Genomic DNA, 17,438 nt, shown 5'->3' with positions numbered 1-17,438 from the left:
AACAAAAGATACGCAAGTGTAAATCTTGCGTATCTTTTCAAAGTCGGTAAACTCCAGTTAACAAAAACTAGCTAACAGTCTTTACAAGAACATCGTGAAGCAGACCATTGGAAAACACCACCTGTTCCGCGTCCACGAACTGCATCTCGGTACCGTCGATGTGGGTGGAACGGCCGCCGGCCTCTTCTACCAGAAGGGCGATTGCGGCAATATCCCAGGGATAGCTCATGGTCATCACGAAGCAGTCCAGGCGGCCGCAGGCGGTAAAGCAGCCCTCAATGACAGCGGAACCCAGACACTTGACGCGTTCGAAGGCGATAGCCTCTGCGGCGAAATTCCTGGAATTCTGAGCATTGATCTTCTGGGCATCGCCTACGTTAAAATCACCATTACTGCAAATTGCATGTGTGGGATTGTCCTCGCGACTTACGTGAACCGGCTTGCCATTCATGAAGGTGCCCTGGCCCTTGACGGCGGTGAACATCTCCCCCAGTTTCGGGAGGTTCACCACAGCAACAAGAGGCTTACCTTCAAAATGCAGCGCGATGGAAATGCCCCACAGGGGAATGCCACGACTAAAGTTCACGGTACCATCCACAGGGTCAATGATCCAGCGGTAACGCGGATCGGATCCTTCAATGACGCCGGCTTCTTCCGTACGGATGGAATGAGTGGGGAACGCTGCGCGGAGGCCATCCACAATCAGCTTTTCGCTGGTGACGTCGGCGATGGTCACCACATCCTTCGCAGTCTTGTACTTTACGTCACCCAGATTGCTTTGAAGATCCAGACAGATCTCCCCTGCCTTACGAGCCAATTCCTCGGCGACTTTCAAGAATTTTTCTGTTTCACTTGAGTTCATAAATCAGTTTACTCAGGATAGGCGCAGCAGCGGAAACCAATTGAAGGAGATTTATAGAATGCAGCAGCCTGACGGTACGCCACAGTTTCATTCTTAATAAATACGACTTCTATACGACTGGGTTCATAAACCAAGCCGTTAGACAATTCTTTAAGCCATTCATCGCCACCCTTCTTGTATTCAGAGTAGAGCGCATAATCTTCGCCAATCGTATCGCCATTAGAATTCTTAACCGTGAAGAACTGCAGGGAATCCGTAAAATCATTTACCGTCAGGAAGGGCTTATCCTCGTAGGCAGTCCTGGAAGTATCCGCAGCAAAAACCGTATCCACGCGAGTTCCTTCACGATACAGATAAACCGTATCCTGAGTATAGGCAGGTCTTGTATAGAACGGGAAACTGCGAGTGGTACACATGGCGCGAGATTCTCGATCCAAGCCGTCAAATACCATGTAGCTGCCGCCCTTCAGAACCGCCAAGGTGTCTTCGGAACGACCCTTCACCCACTCCTGCAAGTTACCCGGAAAATCACGAATTCCCATGGGGCTCACGCAATTCGGATTACGGAGGGACGCATCCATAGCCATATCTTCATAGCCGGTACTTACATTGCAGTTGGAGAAAAGGAACTCAGCCGCACTAAGCGATTCCTCTTCGATAACGCCATAAGTCAAAGTACCTCCGGAGAGACACACCTGCTGCCAGTCCCTTTCACCGCAAAGACTTACCGTAAAGCCACTTGCAGAAATCGCTTCACATGCAGCAATAGCCTCGGAATGGAGCACATTGGACACAAAACTTCCTCTGGCGTCACGATGTTCATATTTTTCCATACAGAACACCGAGGAATCCGTCTTGACAGGAACGAAGCCCGACGGGCAATCCACCTGGGTAGCCAACACACCAGGAGATACAACAACGGTATCTACCAAAGCCTTGGAATAATAGCCAGACACATCCTTCGCCCTAATTCGAATAATCAGCGTGTCTCCAGGAGCAACCCAACGGATTGTATCTGTAACGAAGTTTCCATCCGGATCCATCACCAGGGAATCCCCCTCAAAAGCATAGCGTTTTGTATAACGATCCGTACCACCAGCATAGGTATAGGCAATCCACTTCTTGTTTACAGCATCGTAATAATCCACAACGTAGCTAGCCACGGAATCCTTGTAGCAACGCTCTTCTAAACAACTACTCGGAATCGTAAGTACAGAATCCACCTTAATGCCATGATTTTTCACAACGGGGTCAACGCTCTTGTTCCAGAAAATACGAACATGGTTATTGCTATCCAGTCGAGTCATTTCCGGGAAAAGGGTATCCTTGATGGTAAAAATCTTGGTAGCCATCAGGGGGGCGATAGAGTCCGTAGTCTTGAACAAGTCCGAAGAAGCACCTTCAATACCGGAATAGTTACCTGCGGAATCATAAGCCACAAGGCCTCTTGTATAGCCACTTTCAGCCTTCAAGCCCTCAATAACCAAGCGGAAGTGATTCCGTTCATTATCAGTGGTATCGATACCAAGACCATCGAGAATCAGAAGACGAAGTTCATTCTTTCTGCTATCCCCGTGTTCCACGGAAGCGATCCACATGGAATCCGAATTGGTATTAATGCGGCTATGACGCATATACAGTTTATCGCCCGTAGAATCCGTTTCATCGGCGGTAATCACGGTCACCTTCAAGTCGCGGATATCTTCATCCTCATTTTCTGCACGAATCACAATGTTATAGCCAGCAATTGGACCGTTCAACACACCGGGCTTGTAATAGTCCGTCTGATCCGAAGGACGATACCAGTTAAACTGCGCACCGGTGGTCCAGGTAGAGTCATCAAAGAAGTTCACCACAGAAGGATCCAGATCATCGCCAAAGTGGAGATAGACTCTCTGAATAGATCCCGGGTCATGGTCTCCCGAATAACCGCTGAAAAGACCTACCATCAAGCTGTCACGGCCTTCTTCCACAAATTCCTGGATGTAAGGAGTTAGGTCAATTGTCTCATAATTCGATTTATGACCGAAGGGGAAAACGGCCGTCGCATTTTTCAACTTGGTATTGGAAACAGACTTGGCGGTATCCCCCACCACAGTGGTATCTACCCAGACGTAGAAAGAATCCAAATCCACCGTATCGATAGGAACGCGGAAACGAATCTGGAAGCAGTACGCCCCACTATCCGCATCCTCCGCACATTGGCGAAGGACCGTTATTTCAGAAGTTTCACGATCAAACTTGTACTCGACACCTTCGGTATCATCAGAACAGGCTACAAAGAAGAAGCCCGTCAGAAGCGCAAACAGCAAAATTTGGAAGTATCTAAACATCTTTGCCAAAATACAAAAATAAACTAGCCCAATTGATCGGGATTCAGGCATTTCAGTTCATCAACCACGAAAACGCCATCCTTACGGATCAATTTGTCGTCAAACCAGATTTCGCCACCACCATATTCAGGACGCATAATGAGGACCAAGTCCCAATGGATGGCGCTAACATTGCCGTTAGGGGCATCTTCGTAGCAACGGCCCGGGGTAAAGTGGATGGAACCTGCGATTTTTTCATCAAACAGGATATCGCACATGGCGGAATTCACATAGGGATTGAAACCGATAGCAAACTCGCCCACATATCGGGCGCCTTCATCCGTATTGAACAAGGCATTCAGGGCTTCATTATCCCCGGTCTCGCAGGAAGCGTTCACAATGGCGCCGTCCTTAAATTCAAGGCGAACGTTGCCAAACTGCTTTCCGTCATAGAGGGAGGGCGTATTGTACTGAATCACACCATTGACGCTATTGCGGACGGGAGCGGTATAGACTTCCCCATCGGGAATATTCATGTTACCGCAGCAAGGAACCGCAGGAATATCCTTGATGCTGAAGGTCAAGTCCGTACCCTTGGAAACCAGGCGAACCTTGTCCGTACGGTTCATCATATCCACCAAATTCTGGGCAGCCTTCGCCATACGGGGATAGTCAGCCAGGCAGGCTTCGAAGTAGAAGTCCTCAAAAGCTTCGGTACTCATGTTGGCAGCCTGAGCCATGGAAGGATTGGGCCAGCGGAGTACGCACCAACGGGTCTTATTCACGCGGTAGTCAAGCACAGCCTGGTTGGCGAGACGATACTTTTTCATCTGGGGACCAGGAATGTCGCAATTTTCCATAGCATTTTCTGCAGCGCGAATGGAGATATAGCACTGCATCTTCTGCATTTCATCCATAGCCAGGTCTGCAGCCAGCTTCATCTGTTCTTCGGAGGCAGACTTAATCATTTCGCGGCGGATACGGCCGCTGTAATTATGAACGAAAGCATTTCCGCCAGCCTTGACCACAGCCTTCACCAATTCCGTAGAAAGTTCATCAGGAGTATCAGTGGTTTCGATAAGGATATTTTCACCTGCCTTGAGAGCAATGGCATTGTTGATCAGGTTTTCAGCAAGCTTCGTAATGCGAGGATCTTTCATGTTCCAAACACCATAATAAAAATTTTAACGGGGTAAATATACAAAACCGGTAGCGTTTCCACTACCGGCAAATAATGAATCCATATACCAAATGAATAACAAATCTATTCGGAGAAAGTAAAGGGAACCGTTACGGTCGTATTACCCGACTTAATCGCACCAAAGGTCCAACGACTGATGGCATTCTTGATTTCATTATCGAATTCGCTGTAGCCTGTCGTTGTTGAAATGATGTTAATGCCGATAATTTCACCGCCCGGAGCAATGACGAATTTCAGCGTCACCTTCCCCGCAAAGCCTGGCTTCGTCTTAAGGTACTTATTGTAGATATGACGAAGACCAGGAGTACGCTTACGAATCACCTTCATCACTTCGGATGCAGAACGGGGCGAGCTTCCAGCCCCCAAGTCAATATCCTTTGAGGAAGGCGGACGTAAGTTGCCCTTCATGGCCTTATTTGAAAATGCACCGACGGAGCCCCCTACCAAACTGGTAAAAGAACCTTCGATTCCACCACTACCACCAGAGGCAAATCCTTCGTTAAAGCCACCATTTACAGCGCCGCGACGTTCTCCGAAATGAGTCTTACCCGTAAGCTGAAGTCCGCTACTGCTTTTAATTACTTTATCTATGTCCTTAGCGAATTTTTGACGCATCAGTTCATAGGGCGAATTAGAAGCGTTCTTCGTTTGCGAAGCAAGAATTTTCAGAATACTACGAGCCTCAACGGCGTTGGGTCGGCCTTGTCCCTTGGGCTTTCCGCCACCACCTTGATGCTTACGCTGGATTTCCTTTTTAGGTTTTCTTTCTTTCTTGGGAAGTTCCTTCTTTTCCTCCTTTTTTTCAATAACATTTAAAGTGGTGAGCACTTCCTTATCAGGCTTTTCCTCGAAGATTACATCATCAATGACTCGTTCATAGGCTGCAGCACAAAGGCTCAGCGCAATGGCGACCACAAGAGATGCACCAGCGATGGCGCCCATTTTCTTGTCGGAATCCGGCAGCAGAGATGCAATAAACGGATCCACTTTTACTTTTACGGTTTTCATGTTTTTATCCTCCTTTCCTTGCGGAAAGATGTTGTTTTGTTTATGGGGAATTTTTTAGACAATAGGGAGACAGCACTCGAAAGAAGAGCGTTTACGCATAATGGCACAAAAGACATTTAAGGCCATTTGCTAAAGGACAATTGTGAGACAAGACTTTACAGACGAAAGCCTAACTACAAAAGAAAATAAACAATGTCAGAGAAGAACCAAAACCCAATTAATTTGTACAAGACTTACACCAAGAAATCCGTTTTGCAATCGCTCCTTAAACCGATGCTAAAGCAGGACTTCACCCTTGCACAACCATAAACTACAACGATTTTATATATGAAGCACGCCATTACAAGTAAACAAATCTTTAACCGTCAGAATGTAAACTCGACCATTTTCGGACAAAGCCCGTAGTTACTGGGTCTGCAGGCGATTTCGTTATGAATTTTAACGGTTCCGATTTACAAAACAGCCTCAAAATCTATTCCAAATTAGAGCAAAATTGGGTTGACACAAAGCCACGCATAAACCACTATTTTATATTTCAAGCATCATGAAGCTTTTACAAAACCCTCCCGATTTATCTCGTATAGCACGTCCTAACTGGATTGAAATCAATTTGGACGCACTTTGTAATAATATTCAGTTTATCCGTAGCCAGATTCCCGCCAACACCAAGATCTTCCTGCCGGTAAAGGCAGACTCCTACGGTCACGGAAGCCTGGCCTGTTCTTTTGCCGCAAAGTTTGGCGGCGCAGACTACCTGGGCGTTGCCCACCTGAGCGAAGGTATGGTGCTTCGTCAATACGGAATGGACCTCCCCATCCTGGTTCTTGGCCCCTGCACCCCAGCTGATTTCGCCTACTTCGTGGAATTCCAGCTGACCGCAACCATTACGGACATCCGCACCGCCATGGCCTTCGATCAGTTTCTTCGCGACAACAACTGCACTTGCAAGGCCCACTTGAAGATTGACTCCGGCATGAACCGTTATGGTTTCGACGCGGAAGACTTCAACAACATTCGCGCAGCCCTGAGCCTGAAGAATTTGAAATTCGAAGGCATGTTCACCCATCTGGCAACAGCCGACATGCCGGGCAATCCCAAGACCGAAATTCAGATCCAGCGTTTTACCCGCCTGGTAGACGTTCTTGAAGCGGAAGGTCTTCGTCCGGAAATTTGCCACTGTTCCAGTTCCGCGGGCACATTGACTCATCCCGAAAGTCATTTCGACATGGTCCGTCCGGGTCTCGCCCTCTACGGATACAACTGCATGGGGGCCACCCCTTCTCCGTGGCCCATCAAGCCCGTCATGAAGATCAAGTCCACCATCCGTCACATTCACGATGTGAAGCCCGGCGAAACCGTCAGCTATGGCGGCTACTGGATGGCTCAGCAACCCACCCGCATTGCAACCATCGCAATCGGTTACGGTGACGGTTACCTTCGCGGTGAATACAACAAGGGATTTGTCTTTATCCGCGGTCAGCTCTGCCCCATTCTGGGACGTGTCTGTATGGACGCTACCATGGTGGACGTCAGCCACATTCCCGACGTTCAAGTTGGGGAAACTGTAGATGTGGTGAACGGCGAACTGGATTTCCGAATTTCCATGGAAGCCATCGCAGACGACCACCACACCATTCCTTACGAACTGACCAGTCGCGTGGCTCGCCGTCTGTACCGCAAGTATTACTGGAAGAACCGTCTAGTTCGCTGGGATTACCTCCGTCAGGAATTCGGCGTCAAGGACTTCAAGGAATACCCGTTGCGATAGACTATGGACTTCTCAGACGAAAGATTCACAACCGTACGTCACCGCAACTTGTGGGGGCAGTGGACTTTCGTCTTCGAAAAATCCAAGCTATGCAGTCTTCAATATGATTCTACAAATGCGAAGCCCAGCGCCGTCCAGGCCTGCGCTTACGCAGTTGCAGATGTAGACACAGACTTACCTTCCGTCGTCAGCCGCGCCTACCGCAAGACCGTCCAGCAGTTAAATGAATATCTGGTGGGCAAGCGGAAGGAATTCAAAATTCCGTACAAACTATACGGCACCGAATTTCAGATCAAGGTTTGGGAATCACTGAAAGAAATTCCCTTCGGAGAAACTCGCTCCTATAAGGATGTTGCCGAAATGGTTGGCAGCCCCAAGGCCGTACGAGCCATAGGTGGCGCCCTTCACGCCAACCCCATCCCTTTCATACTTCCCTGCCATCGAGTTATCGGCAAGGCAGGCGACCTTGTAGGTTTCGGTCTTGGTCTAGATATGAAAAGACGCCTCCTAGTAATAGAAGGCGCCATTCCTCAGGAAATGCTTTTAGAATAAGATTGCCGAGCTTGCCGAGGCATTAGTCTTTGTCGTCGAAGGCTTCTGCTTCTTCAGGTTCTTCCACAATCCAGTCGCGGATGTGATTGGCAAGATCCTTCTGGCCGTCCTTTTCAACAGCATCAGCAAGTTCCTTCAGTTCATCGGCGTCCATACCGGCAAGATCCTGTTCAAAGCGAGTCACGTAAGACGACAGCTGTTCATAACGTTTCATTGCTGCCAGCAGCTGCATGAACTCAATATCAGCAGTATCGCCACAGCGGAATTTTTCATGTTCTTCCAGCAAGAGCTTTACGTCGTATTCCGGCAACAGAGAGCAGAGACGACCCAGGTTCATCACCTTGGGGAACTTTTCATAAAGTTCACGGGCAATCTTCATGCAATCCATCTGGCGGCCTTCACGGTCGGCAATGGCAGCCTGAATATCCAGGTAGGCTTCCTCATCTTCATTACCCGGATTCTTCACATCGTTTAGCCACTGCTTAGCCATAGCCAGATTACCGGAGGTAAGGTAAGCATTGGCAATATCCAGAAGAGTAGTATTACTCTTATCCGGATCCTTCAGCAGAGATGCCTTGGCGTAGTTGGTTCCATCATTAATGGCATCCGCCATATCGCAAATGGCATCCAGAACGTCTTCGCGGTTTTCATCAGCGAACTGGTCTTCTTCTTCCAGAAGTTCATTCAATAACTTACTTGCTCGTTCCACGGGCATCACTTCTTCAACGCTCAGGAACAACACGGAACGGCCTTCCCCACCCACATGGCGCACGGCTAGGTCATGGATCAGGTCAGCCACATAGTCCTTGTCCTCAAACTGCTTGGCAATTTCCACGAAGAAAGTTCCTGCATCATAATACAGGCCTTCCCAATAGCTCTGTTCCTCTTCATCATCCGTCTTGAATGTGAGGAAGTCCGTACGGAGAGTCCATGCCAGAAGTTCCAGCTGCAGCTTAGGATCAGTCAACTTTTCAATATCGTCAATGCCGTTAGCGATCGCTTCGTACAGGTCGTCAGGACGATTCAGTAAACGACTTGTGCCATTCACCACCTGAGTCAATGTTTCGCGAAGACGATCTTCCTTACTGCGGTTGGCCTGAGCCAGAGCCGGGGACTTAAAAAACTTTTTCTTCTTTGCCATGACTGCAAATGTAGAATAAAAGATTTGAAAGCGAATCCTTATTTCCGTTTCAGAGCCTTCTGCAATTGCAGCTGACGGGCCTTGCGCTTAGCCTTACGGCGTTCCTTGCGGAGCTTACGGCGTGTAGCGTCCATTTCTTCAACCTGATGAACCACATCCATAATGCGTTCTGCAGCAAACGCATTGTTCAGCTTTTTACGGGTGACATAATCCAGAAGACAGACGCAAATTAGGAGACATGCCACAAAGATGGCCAAAGCCACAGGCCACAACATGACGGAAAAATGGGTAGCCGCAAATCCAAAGGCGGGAGGCATCAACACGGACCCAACGTAGGAACCGGCCATCTGTATACCAATGGCACGTCCCGAAAGTTCTTCTCCAAATCGAGCCGGAGTGGCGTGAATCAATGAAGGATAAACAGGAGCGCACCCTAGACCCAGCATGCAAATACAAATAGGAGTAAACCACAAGGGCAGAGGCATTACCAGAATAAAGCATCCTACAATCACAATGGCGATGCCTGCGTGAATCAATCGCAGGTCCGTAAACTTGATGGCAAAAAAACCGCTGGCAATGCGCCCAACCATGACACTTGCAAACATGAGGGAAACTGCCAACGCCCCGATTTCAGGAGCAAATCCTCGAGCCACCAAATAGGTACCGCACCAGAGGCTGGTGGAAATTTCCAACGCAGAATAGAAGAAGAATGTCCAGAAGGACAGTTTCATTCCCGGCACCCGCAATGCGGCCCGTAAGGAAATATCCTTATCGCTAGACGAACCTCGCCCATTACGTTCACCGGATCCCTTGCGCTTTTCCACCCGCTTCCACAAGGGCAAGGCCACAAGCATCATCAGCACGATGGCCCCTAACAAAACAGCATTCAGCTCATAAGCACCACGCCAGCCTGCTCCCAGGAATACGGATGCAGAAAGAATGGCAGGCCCAAGGCAAGCACCGATACCCCAGCTAGCATGGAGCCAGTTGGTATGTTTCGATTCCAGATGGATTGCCGCAAAATTGTTGAGGGCAACATCAATGGCACCAGCTCCCAGCCCCATGGGAATGGCCCACAGGCACATCATCCAGAAAGCCGTCGCAAATCCATAACCCGCAGTGGCCAATGCAGTAAAGCCAATGCTAAAAGCAACCAGTTTTCCCGTTCCTAGACGGCGCATCAAACCTGGCGTAAGCAAGCTGGATATGATAGTTCCCACACTTACGATAATGGACAGCAAGCCTGCTGCAGAAAGAGGGGCTGATAGATCTTTCTGCATCAAAGGCCATGCCGCCCCCAGAATCGTATCCGGGAGACCCAGGCCAATAAAGGCAACATAGATGACTATCAGCAGAAAAACCATACTTGTATTATATAATAATATGAAGCAAACCGTTCACCGGTCCATTTGTACTCTATTTTTAGTCATTTTTCAATATTTTAAAATCAAATGCTATAATTTTTAAAATTTTTTAGATTTTTGTACTCTACCTATTGACAATTAGAGTACAAATAGATATATTCATGTACATGAAAACAATAGTGGAATACAAAGACTACCGTCAGTACATCCAGGATTACTACGACGAGCACAAGCAAACGTCCGCGTTTACCTGGAGAGAGTTCGCCGCACAGGCCGGATTTGGCTCTCCCGTGTACCTGAAGGACGTCTGCAGTGGCAAGAAAAGCTTGAGCCCCGTTGCAGTAGAAAAAGTGGCAAACGCCATGGCCCTTACCGGCTATGAGCTGTCCTTTTTCCGAGCATTGGTCTCTTTTAGCCACGCAAAGAACGACACAGACAAGAAGACCGCAATCGATTTAATGCAGGCAATCGCCACAGCCAACAAAGTCAAGATTATGGGCGCCGACGAATTTGCCTACTTCGATTCCTGGAAAAATCCGGTTCTTCGCGAAGTAGCCCCCGCCATGCCTGGAGCAAAGCCTCTTGAAATGGCTCACAAGTGTTACCAGAAGATTTCCGCAGCAGAAGTAGCAGAAACCTTACTGTTCCTCATGAAGACTGGCGTTCTTCAGAAGGATTCCGACGGAAACTACGTGCAGACAGACAAGGTCATTACGGCTGCGGACGCAGACATTGTCCCTCTGGCCATTCGTAATATGCACCGTCAAATGGCAAGTTTTGCCCTAGATGCCCTAGACAACATTCCTCAAAAGGAACGCCAGTTCACAGGACTTACCCTAGGAATCTCTCAGGACGTTTATGAAGATATCCTGAAGGAGCTTTCCGAATGCAGGCGCAGAATTGCCGTCATCGCATCCGAAAGCAAGTCCGTAGAAAGAGTTTATCGACTGAACATGCAAATGTTCCCACTCACACAAGATTTAACAACTTGCGACGAAGATCGCAATGGAGGAAACCATGAATAACAAATACAAAAAAGGCATTGTTGCAGCCTCTGTTGCACTTTTCGCTAGCAGTTTTATCGCCTGCGGAGACAGTTCCGTTCAAGCTCCAGACGTGTCTGGCGTTACCGTAGACCCTGCAGGAATCGCAGACAACAGTGACATCCAGTCATCCAGCTCCATGTTGGTGATTGAACCATCCAGTTCATCCAACACCACCATTGAACCCACTTCCAGCTCGTCCAACATTATTGAACTGTCCTCCAGTTCAGAATACATTCCCGAAATATCCAGTTCTTCCATCAAGACAGAACCAGTCACTCCGCCGGTAGCTTGCAAGCCCGCTTACATCAATGGCGTAATCAGCTATACCGGATGCGTCCATGGAGGCGATATCGAATGGAGTGGATTCGGAGAAGACAACATGAAGTTCACCGATTTCGGTCCTGAAGGCGGAAACTGGTTTACAAGAACCGATAGCTTAGAAGGAGGCGATTCAAAACTCATATGGGATGTAGGAGATAGTCCGGACACAACGAAAGACGTCTACAGTCAATCTATCATCGAAAACAGCGGCCTAAAGGGAGAGGCAAAATTAGGCACTGCCTATGAGTACGCCTACGCCAACTTTGGCTTCGGTCTCGGCGCACCTATCAAAGGCTCCACAGACAAGTTCCAATCGATTGATGCATCCAATTGGACCACCATCTGCGTCGATTATAAATCAACGGCCGGTTTAAGCATTGTATTGACTCCATCCGAATCACTCAACACCATTACCGAAGGAAACAACTACAAGGCAAGCCTCCCAAAAACCAGTCGCAATTACGAATGTATCTCGATTGAAGCAAAATTTAAGCAAGAAACTGGCTGGGGAAATAAAGTTTCTCTTGAAGATTTTTTAAAGAACCTTTCCGCAGTTGAATTCCATTTTACCCTATCTAGCGAGTTCACCATCTACGGCATTTATATTGACTTGAAATAATTAAACACCTGAGAGAGAAAAACGAAGGCACCTCCTTTAAAGGAGGTGCCTTTCATTTGATTTAATCACGACTTATTTCTTCTCGCGGATGCGTTTGTAAAGGCTTTCGGCCTTTTCCGTATCGCCAGCATTGGTAAAGACATGACCCACATTCTCAGCACCGATGCGTCCCTGGGAATTACCAGCCAGCCAAGCCTTCATGTAACATTCAAAAGCTTCGTCATAGCGTTTCTGGTTGAAATAAATCTGACCAAGGTCGAGATTCAAATCAGCCTTGCCCTTCTTGTGACGCAAGCCTTCTTCCAGAGTGAAAATAGCCATCCAGGGAGACTCCTGCTTGACATACATCTGAGCAAGATATCTACGGGCGGAAACGTTTTCTGGATCCATAAGCAAGCCGTTTTCCATTTCATTCAAGGACTGGCGAGTGGAATCCATACTGCGATAATAATAAGCCAGAGTAAAATGAACATCAGCCCCCGCAGTAGCGGTCATCTGCAAGGCGTTCTGCAAAGTCTTGATGGCGTATTCATAATCGCCCAGCTTTTCGTAAACTTCGGCAAGGCCATACCATGCATCCATACGATCGGGATTCAGCTGGAGAGCTCTTTCAAAATTTTTCTGTGCAAGAGTCCAGTCACGGCCCTTCATGAAGCATTCCGCCAGAGCGAAATGAACATGGTCCGATTCCACACCCAGCTCAACCGCGCGATTGTAGGCGGCAATAGCCTCCCCCGCATCTCCAGCCAGATAGTAGATGTCGCCCATAAGCATCCATGCCTTCTCAAAATTAGGCAGGAGTTCAACGGTGCGCTTGTAAGCCACCAGAGCCACCTGCTTACGATCCAGCTGGACCATGGCGTTTCCTAAGTTGAACCAGGCGAATGGCTCATACTTGCCATCATCAATGGCGGCGCGATAAAGAGGAACTGCTTCCTTGAACTTACCCTGGTCATAAAGTTCATTTGCCTTGAAGAAATAATCTTCACCAGCAAAAACTGCCACGGCAGACAAAACAAGAGCGGGAAGAATTCTACTTAACAAAGCGGAACTCCTTTGTAGCCTTCTGTGCTACGGGGAATCCGCCAAGCTGAGCGGGGCTAAACTTCCATTGGCGAACGGCATTCAGCACTTCCGTATCAAAGCCGTAGCCAGCAGGCTCCTGAGTAAGAATCTGAGTCTGGGCCACATCGCCATAAACGTCTATTACAATCAACACCTTCACGTAGCCGTTGATGCCCATGCGCTTTGCTCGTTCCGGGAACTTGGGCTGAATTTCACGAAGAACCTGAGCCTGTTCATCCACTTCGCCCGCTTCGTAAACCACGTTTTCCATACCGCCAGTACCAACGGCAACTCCATCACCGGCGGCACCGCGAGCAAGGGACAAGTCCATCTGGAAATTCTGGGAACGGCCTACCCCCATATTGGAGGAAATCTTAAAAGGATTGGGATTCACGATGGTACGAATCACCTTCTGCTTCACTTCGGGCTTTTTCTCACTGACTAGGACTTCCACCTCAGTAACGGTTTCCAGCTCCTTCTCGGTCTTTACACCCTTATCAAACAGAAGCACATTCAATACAGGAATGGCCAGGAAGAATACGGCGCTCACCACAAAGGAGATTACCAGCGCTAGAGGATAGCGTAGGTACTTTGCGATAAAATCTGTGAGCGAGAAGTTCTTCATCATGTCACCGTTTCTACTGGATTCTTCACTTCGTTCAGAATGACGTTACTTTCTATTCTTCCTTGTTGGCGGAGATGGATACCTTACGGACCTTGGCGATATTACATTCATCCAGAATGTCCACCACCACACCGTTGGGAGCATCGCGATCGCTGACAATAATGACGGGGCGGTCGGGAGCTTCCGCCATCATCTGGCGAAGTACAGTCTGAAGTGTAGAAAGGTTCACCTGAGTTTCGTTAATGTGAATCGTTCCCTGACGGGTGACACCAATCAGGATACTTTCCTTAGCCAGCTCCTTTGCAGAACTAGCCTTGGGCTTTGTTACGTCCACGCCCGTTTCGCGAGTGAAGGTTGAAGTCACAATAAAGAAAATCAGCAAGATGAACACCATGTCCAACATGGGAGATACATCAATGCCGCCTGCATCGCGGGATCTTTTTCTAATAAAACTCATTGTTAAACCTCTTTAGATCCTTCGTCGCTTCGCTCCTCAGGATGACACGGGGGCAGTTCCTCAGGATGACACGGGGACAGTTCCTCAGGACGACTCTCGGAGCAATCAAACACATAAGATTCAAATTTCAGGGCTTCGCTCCAGGCTTCGTCTTCCACGATTTCTACACGGCTAGACAAATAATTATAAGCCAGCATCAGCGGGAACGCAACGAGCAGGCCAGCCTGGGTGGTGAGCAACGCTTCGGAAATACCATCCGCCAAAAGCACTGGGTTTCCAAAACCAAAAAGCTGAATGGTTTCAAAAGTATGGACCATGCCGGAAACCGTTCCCAGCAAACCCATCATAGGAGCAAGAGCGGCACAGGTGGAAATTGTCTTCAAGGATTTGGACAAGTTCAGGGAGATGCGATGACGTGTGGCTTCCATGGCATTACGAACAGCAATGGGCCCCTGGTCTCGATAATCACGGACATCCTTCACCAAGGCATAGAAATAGCCAAAGCGACGGCGAGAAAGTTTCTTGAAGGCCGCGTCCTCCCCCTTCTTCTTTAGGGTGCTCCAGAAACTGGAAACAGATTTGCCCCGAAGCATAAAGTAATAGCCATAGCGTTCGATCATCAAAAACCAACCAAACCACCCCAATGCAAAGATTGGGGCGAGCACCCAGCCACCTCTAAAGAGGATGCCGAAGGCTGCTTCAAGAATGGAATTTTGGTCTACGCCAGCGATCAAATTACTTTTCCTTGATCCACAGGGCGTTCAGAACAGCAAGGCCAGCCTTTTCCATACGACCACGAAGAGCGTCTGCGCGGTTAGCCAGGAAGGTATGCAGGAGCTGGAGAGGAATAGCAACAATCAAGCCCGCTTCCGTAGTGACAAGAGCGATGGAAATACCGCCAGCCAAAAGCTTGGGATCGGAAGTACCGTGCATGGTGATCACGTCGAACAATTCGATCATACCCATCACCGTACCCAACAAGCCCAGAAGCGGCGCGGTTGCCGCAAAGACGGAAACCCAGGTCAGGCCAGATTCAATCTTGGGAACTTCAGCGGAGAACACTTCTTCCAAAGCCTTTTCTGCAGCGGCACGGCCGCCGTATTCCTTAGTAAGGATTGTCTTCAGGACCTTCCCCACCTTGCCGTAAGCCTTCTTGCTTTCTACACGAGCCTTTTCAATATCACCGGCTTCAAGAGCCTTCAGGGTCCTACGAGCGCCAAAGCCACCAAAGCCAAAGATCAGCAGGTACAGCAAGCGCCACAACACAATCAGGAGGCCCAAGCCAAACAAGGTCACAATGGGATACATGAGGATGCCACCATTCTTGAAGAAGGTGGTCAGCTCATCCTTCCAGGTGGTTTCCTGATGGTTAGCCAGCTCGGAGGATAGTTCAGTACTGAGGAGAACATCCACAGGAACATTCACATAGGCGGAATCCACAGCGTTATCAAACACCTTGGACACATCCGTCTTGGTTTCGGGAGTAAGATTTTCCTGCCAGCTAAAGACGCGCTTCTTCTCGCCGGACACCGGAAGCATCAAAGCACTGGGACGATTGCCCAGGGAATCCATGGCGGAGTTGGCCATCTGCATGGCGTACAGACCACCAAGACGCAGGCGATAACCTTCAGCCACCACACTGCCAAACACAAGTTCCGCACGATCCATCTGGATTTCACGGGTGAAGGCCATTTCTTCCTGAGCCACCTTCAAGATGGACTTTGCGATACGAACGGGATCATCACGATAGAGACCCATTTCCTTCTTGACCCTATTCTGAGCCTCGACGCGTTCGGCCACCTTAAAGGGTATACCCTGCTCCTGGAACTTGGCAAGAGTTTCAAGGCGTTCCGGACCAGCAGCCAAGGACAAGTATTCTGCACGGGCCTTTTCTGCCTGGAGTTTTACCTGAGCCAAGTCTTCACGAGCGACACGAACATCTTCGAAAAGGCGGGCACGTTCACTCATAAGAGCATCCACCTTTTCCTTATTCTCGTTGTACTTCTCGTTGAACATTTCACGTTCCTGGTTGGCCGTCTCGCGGTCCTTCCAGCGAGCAGCAACAGCCATGTCACGCTTCTTGCGAGCCTCTTCAAGATCGGCCTTGGCGCTGTTCAGCTCAGCACGTTTCTTGACAGCGTCAATGGTTTCCCCATTCTTCTGTGCGAAGGAAGGAGCGACGCAAAGAACTGCGGCAACTGCCACAGGAGCAATAAATTTACGAAGGTTAAGGAACATCATTACTTAGCCTCCTTGGGAAGAACGACCACGGGAATGGTGACCAGCTTGGGAGCAGTCTTTCCTTCAGCCACCTTCATCACATCCTTCAGGGCGGTACGCATGGCCAAGTCATCGGACACATTGTTCCAGACGTAAGAGTTTCCATTCTTGGAAAGCCAGAGAACATCGTTACCGTCGTTGCTGACGAAGATAGAAGCAACGGCACCGTAACGGAGGTAAGTACCGGCAACATTGCGATTACCCACCTGGAGGAAGCCCTTCCAAACTTCGGTGGTATAGCCCAGGCGAATGCGATCGTAGAACACTTCAAGAGTGCGATTCAAGCCATCGTCCGCCTCGATCAAGTTCTTCTGAAGCTGGCTTGCAATTTCTTTTACGCTATTGACCACTTCCTCATTGCGGTACGGAAAGTCCGCTTCAAATACAGGAGCCAGAGAGTCGATGACCTTAGCCAGAGCCTCCCCATACTTAGCCTTCCTGTTTTCGAAATAACGGACCGTGCCAGCAGCCTTCTGACGAGCATCCGCCAGATTCTTCAGTTCAGCCTTTAAGGAATCAATTTCAGCCTTCAAGGTCTTGTTCTGAGAGGACAATGCCTGCACCTTCTTGCGGCCCACTTCGATAAATTCGGCGTGGCGCTTTTTCTCGGTATCGTGCATGGATTTTTCGCGGGCTGCTTCAGCCTCCACCGCCTTGATCTGGCGACGGACACTTTCCACAGTTTCCTGTGCACCAGCAAAAACACCAGTCAAGCACAGGCAAAGGAACATCTTCGTCAATAGGGAAAATTTCATAACCTAAAAATACAAACTAAGAAAGCCAAAAATGCGTATTTTCTCTAAAAAATGAGCATTTT

General features: G+C 48.8%; 16 protein-coding genes. 4 read left to right on the top strand and 12 right to left on the bottom strand.

The window, feature by feature from the left end; all coding sequences use genetic code 11:
- Nucleotides 1-67: 67 nt before the first annotated feature.
- The 4 genes from BUB59_RS01170 to BUB59_RS01155 all read right to left on the bottom strand — a co-directional run bounded on the left by BUB59_RS01170 (nt 68) and on the right by BUB59_RS01155 (nt 5,383).
- A complete protein-coding gene (locus tag BUB59_RS01170) occupies nt 68-862 on the bottom strand; it encodes an inositol monophosphatase family protein (protein WP_073224817.1) in 795 nt (264 codons plus the stop codon).
- Nucleotides 863-870: 8 nt separating this feature from the next.
- Nucleotides 871-3,195 carry a hypothetical protein gene (locus BUB59_RS15285; protein ID WP_073224815.1) on the bottom strand — a complete coding sequence of 775 codons (2,325 nt, stop codon included), beginning with the start codon at nt 3,193-3,195 and terminating at the stop codon, nt 871-873.
- 23 nt (nt 3,196-3,218) lie between these two features.
- Entirely contained in the window at nt 3,219-4,334 is a 1,116-nt protein-coding gene (locus tag BUB59_RS01160; protein ID WP_073224813.1) for an aminopeptidase, read from the bottom strand.
- Between the two features lie 104 nt (nt 4,335-4,438).
- Entirely contained in the window at nt 4,439-5,383 is a 945-nt protein-coding gene (locus tag BUB59_RS01155) for an AgmX/PglI C-terminal domain-containing protein (protein ID WP_073224811.1), read from the bottom strand.
- A 544-nt stretch (nt 5,384-5,927) separates the two neighbouring features.
- Between BUB59_RS01155 and alr the strand changes: the two genes are divergently transcribed.
- Together alr and BUB59_RS01145 are read left to right on the top strand one after the other, a co-directional pair.
- A complete protein-coding gene (gene alr / locus BUB59_RS01150) occupies nt 5,928-7,151 on the top strand; it encodes an alanine racemase (protein ID WP_073224809.1) in 1,224 nt (407 codons plus the stop codon).
- A gap of 3 nt (nt 7,152-7,154) precedes the next feature.
- Nucleotides 7,155-7,703, top strand: a complete 549-nt coding sequence (locus BUB59_RS01145) for a methylated-DNA--[protein]-cysteine S-methyltransferase (RefSeq protein WP_073224807.1) — start codon at nt 7,155-7,157, stop codon at nt 7,701-7,703.
- A 22-nt stretch (nt 7,704-7,725) separates the two neighbouring features.
- Here the strand turns inward: BUB59_RS01145 and BUB59_RS01140 are convergent, their stop codons facing one another.
- Nucleotides 7,726-8,844 (bottom strand): hypothetical protein, encoded by a 1,119-nt coding sequence (locus tag BUB59_RS01140; protein WP_073224805.1) that lies wholly within the window; start codon nt 8,842-8,844, stop codon nt 7,726-7,728.
- Nucleotides 8,845-8,882: 38 nt separating this feature from the next.
- Nucleotides 8,883-10,208 (bottom strand): MFS transporter, encoded by a 1,326-nt coding sequence (locus BUB59_RS01135; protein WP_073224803.1) that lies wholly within the window; start codon nt 10,206-10,208, stop codon nt 8,883-8,885.
- Between the two features lie 167 nt (nt 10,209-10,375).
- On the opposite strand from BUB59_RS01135, the gene BUB59_RS01130 reads away from it, so the two are divergent.
- Together BUB59_RS01130 and BUB59_RS01125 are read left to right on the top strand one after the other, a co-directional pair.
- The gene (locus BUB59_RS01130) at nt 10,376-11,233 is read left to right on the top strand and encodes a TIGR02147 family protein (protein WP_073224969.1); all 858 of its coding nucleotides are present in this window, start codon (nt 10,376-10,378) and stop codon (nt 11,231-11,233) included.
- Nucleotides 11,226-12,194, top strand: coding sequence for a hypothetical protein (locus BUB59_RS01125; protein ID WP_143160162.1), 969 nt, complete (start codon nt 11,226-11,228; stop codon nt 12,192-12,194). The genes BUB59_RS01130 and BUB59_RS01125 overlap by 8 nt, the downstream gene beginning before the upstream one ends.
- 72 nt (nt 12,195-12,266) lie before the next feature.
- Here the strand turns inward: BUB59_RS01125 and BUB59_RS01120 are convergent, their stop codons facing one another.
- From BUB59_RS01120 to BUB59_RS01095, 6 genes are read right to left on the bottom strand one after another with little or no spacing between them, the layout of a single operon-like run.
- The gene (locus tag BUB59_RS01120) at nt 12,267-13,238 is read right to left on the bottom strand and encodes a tetratricopeptide repeat protein (RefSeq protein WP_083540102.1); all 972 of its coding nucleotides are present in this window, start codon (nt 13,236-13,238) and stop codon (nt 12,267-12,269) included.
- Nucleotides 13,228-13,887 carry an energy transducer TonB gene (locus BUB59_RS01115; RefSeq protein ID WP_234979889.1) on the bottom strand — a complete coding sequence of 220 codons (660 nt, stop codon included), beginning with the start codon at nt 13,885-13,887 and terminating at the stop codon, nt 13,228-13,230. Before BUB59_RS01115 ends, BUB59_RS01120 begins: the two co-directional genes overlap by 11 nt.
- 49 nt (nt 13,888-13,936) lie before the next feature.
- Nucleotides 13,937-14,341: an ExbD/TolR family protein gene (locus tag BUB59_RS01110; protein WP_073224799.1), complete on the bottom strand. Its 405-nt coding sequence runs from the start codon at nt 14,339-14,341 to the stop codon at nt 13,937-13,939.
- A 2-nt stretch (nt 14,342-14,343) separates the two neighbouring features.
- Nucleotides 14,344-15,075: a MotA/TolQ/ExbB proton channel family protein gene (locus tag BUB59_RS01105; protein ID WP_234979888.1), complete on the bottom strand. Its 732-nt coding sequence runs from the start codon at nt 15,073-15,075 to the stop codon at nt 14,344-14,346.
- A 1-nt stretch (nt 15,076) separates the two neighbouring features.
- Nucleotides 15,077-16,582, bottom strand: a complete 1,506-nt coding sequence (locus tag BUB59_RS01100; RefSeq protein ID WP_083540101.1) for a MotA/TolQ/ExbB proton channel family protein — start codon at nt 16,580-16,582, stop codon at nt 15,077-15,079.
- The gene (locus BUB59_RS01095) at nt 16,582-17,376 is read right to left on the bottom strand and encodes a DUF3450 family protein (protein WP_073224797.1); all 795 of its coding nucleotides are present in this window, start codon (nt 17,374-17,376) and stop codon (nt 16,582-16,584) included. The genes BUB59_RS01100 and BUB59_RS01095 overlap by 1 nt, the downstream gene beginning before the upstream one ends.
- Nucleotides 17,377-17,438 lie beyond the last annotated feature (62 nt).

This window comes from Fibrobacter sp. UWEL (assembly GCF_900142535.1).
In the GTDB taxonomy this organism is placed as follows: domain Bacteria; phylum Fibrobacterota; class Fibrobacteria; order Fibrobacterales; family Fibrobacteraceae; genus Fibrobacter.
Note: the sequence above shows the minus strand (reverse complement) of the source record. Positions and strands in the feature narration are given on the sequence as shown.

Coding starts and splice junctions, on each gene's coding strand:
- BUB59_RS01130 (WP_073224969.1), top strand. CDS start 10,376: ATGAAAACAATAGTGGAATACAAAGACTACCGTCAGTACATCCAGGAT.
- alr (WP_073224809.1), top strand. CDS start 5,928: ATGAAGCTTTTACAAAACCCTCCCGATTTATCTCGTATAGCACGTCCT.
- BUB59_RS01160 (WP_073224813.1), bottom strand. CDS start 4,334: ATGAAAGATCCTCGCATTACGAAGCTTGCTGAAAACCTGATCAACAAT.
- BUB59_RS01140 (WP_073224805.1), bottom strand. CDS start 8,844: ATGGCAAAGAAGAAAAAGTTTTTTAAGTCCCCGGCTCTGGCTCAGGCC.
- BUB59_RS01100 (WP_083540101.1), bottom strand. CDS start 16,582: ATGATGTTCCTTAACCTTCGTAAATTTATTGCTCCTGTGGCAGTTGCC.
- BUB59_RS01095 (WP_073224797.1), bottom strand. CDS start 17,376: ATGAAATTTTCCCTATTGACGAAGATGTTCCTTTGCCTGTGCTTGACT.
- BUB59_RS15285 (WP_073224815.1), bottom strand. CDS start 3,195: ATGTTTAGATACTTCCAAATTTTGCTGTTTGCGCTTCTGACGGGCTTC.
- BUB59_RS01170 (WP_073224817.1), bottom strand. CDS start 862: ATGAACTCAAGTGAAACAGAAAAATTCTTGAAAGTCGCCGAGGAATTG.
- BUB59_RS01145 (WP_073224807.1), top strand. CDS start 7,155: ATGGACTTCTCAGACGAAAGATTCACAACCGTACGTCACCGCAACTTG.
- BUB59_RS01155 (WP_073224811.1), bottom strand. CDS start 5,383: ATGAAAACCGTAAAAGTAAAAGTGGATCCGTTTATTGCATCTCTGCTG.
- BUB59_RS01110 (WP_073224799.1), bottom strand. CDS start 14,341: ATGAGTTTTATTAGAAAAAGATCCCGCGATGCAGGCGGCATTGATGTA.
- BUB59_RS01135 (WP_073224803.1), bottom strand. CDS start 10,208: ATGGTTTTTCTGCTGATAGTCATCTATGTTGCCTTTATTGGCCTGGGT.
- BUB59_RS01115 (WP_234979889.1), bottom strand. CDS start 13,887: ATGATGAAGAACTTCTCGCTCACAGATTTTATCGCAAAGTACCTACGC.
- BUB59_RS01125 (WP_143160162.1), top strand. CDS start 11,226: ATGAATAACAAATACAAAAAAGGCATTGTTGCAGCCTCTGTTGCACTT.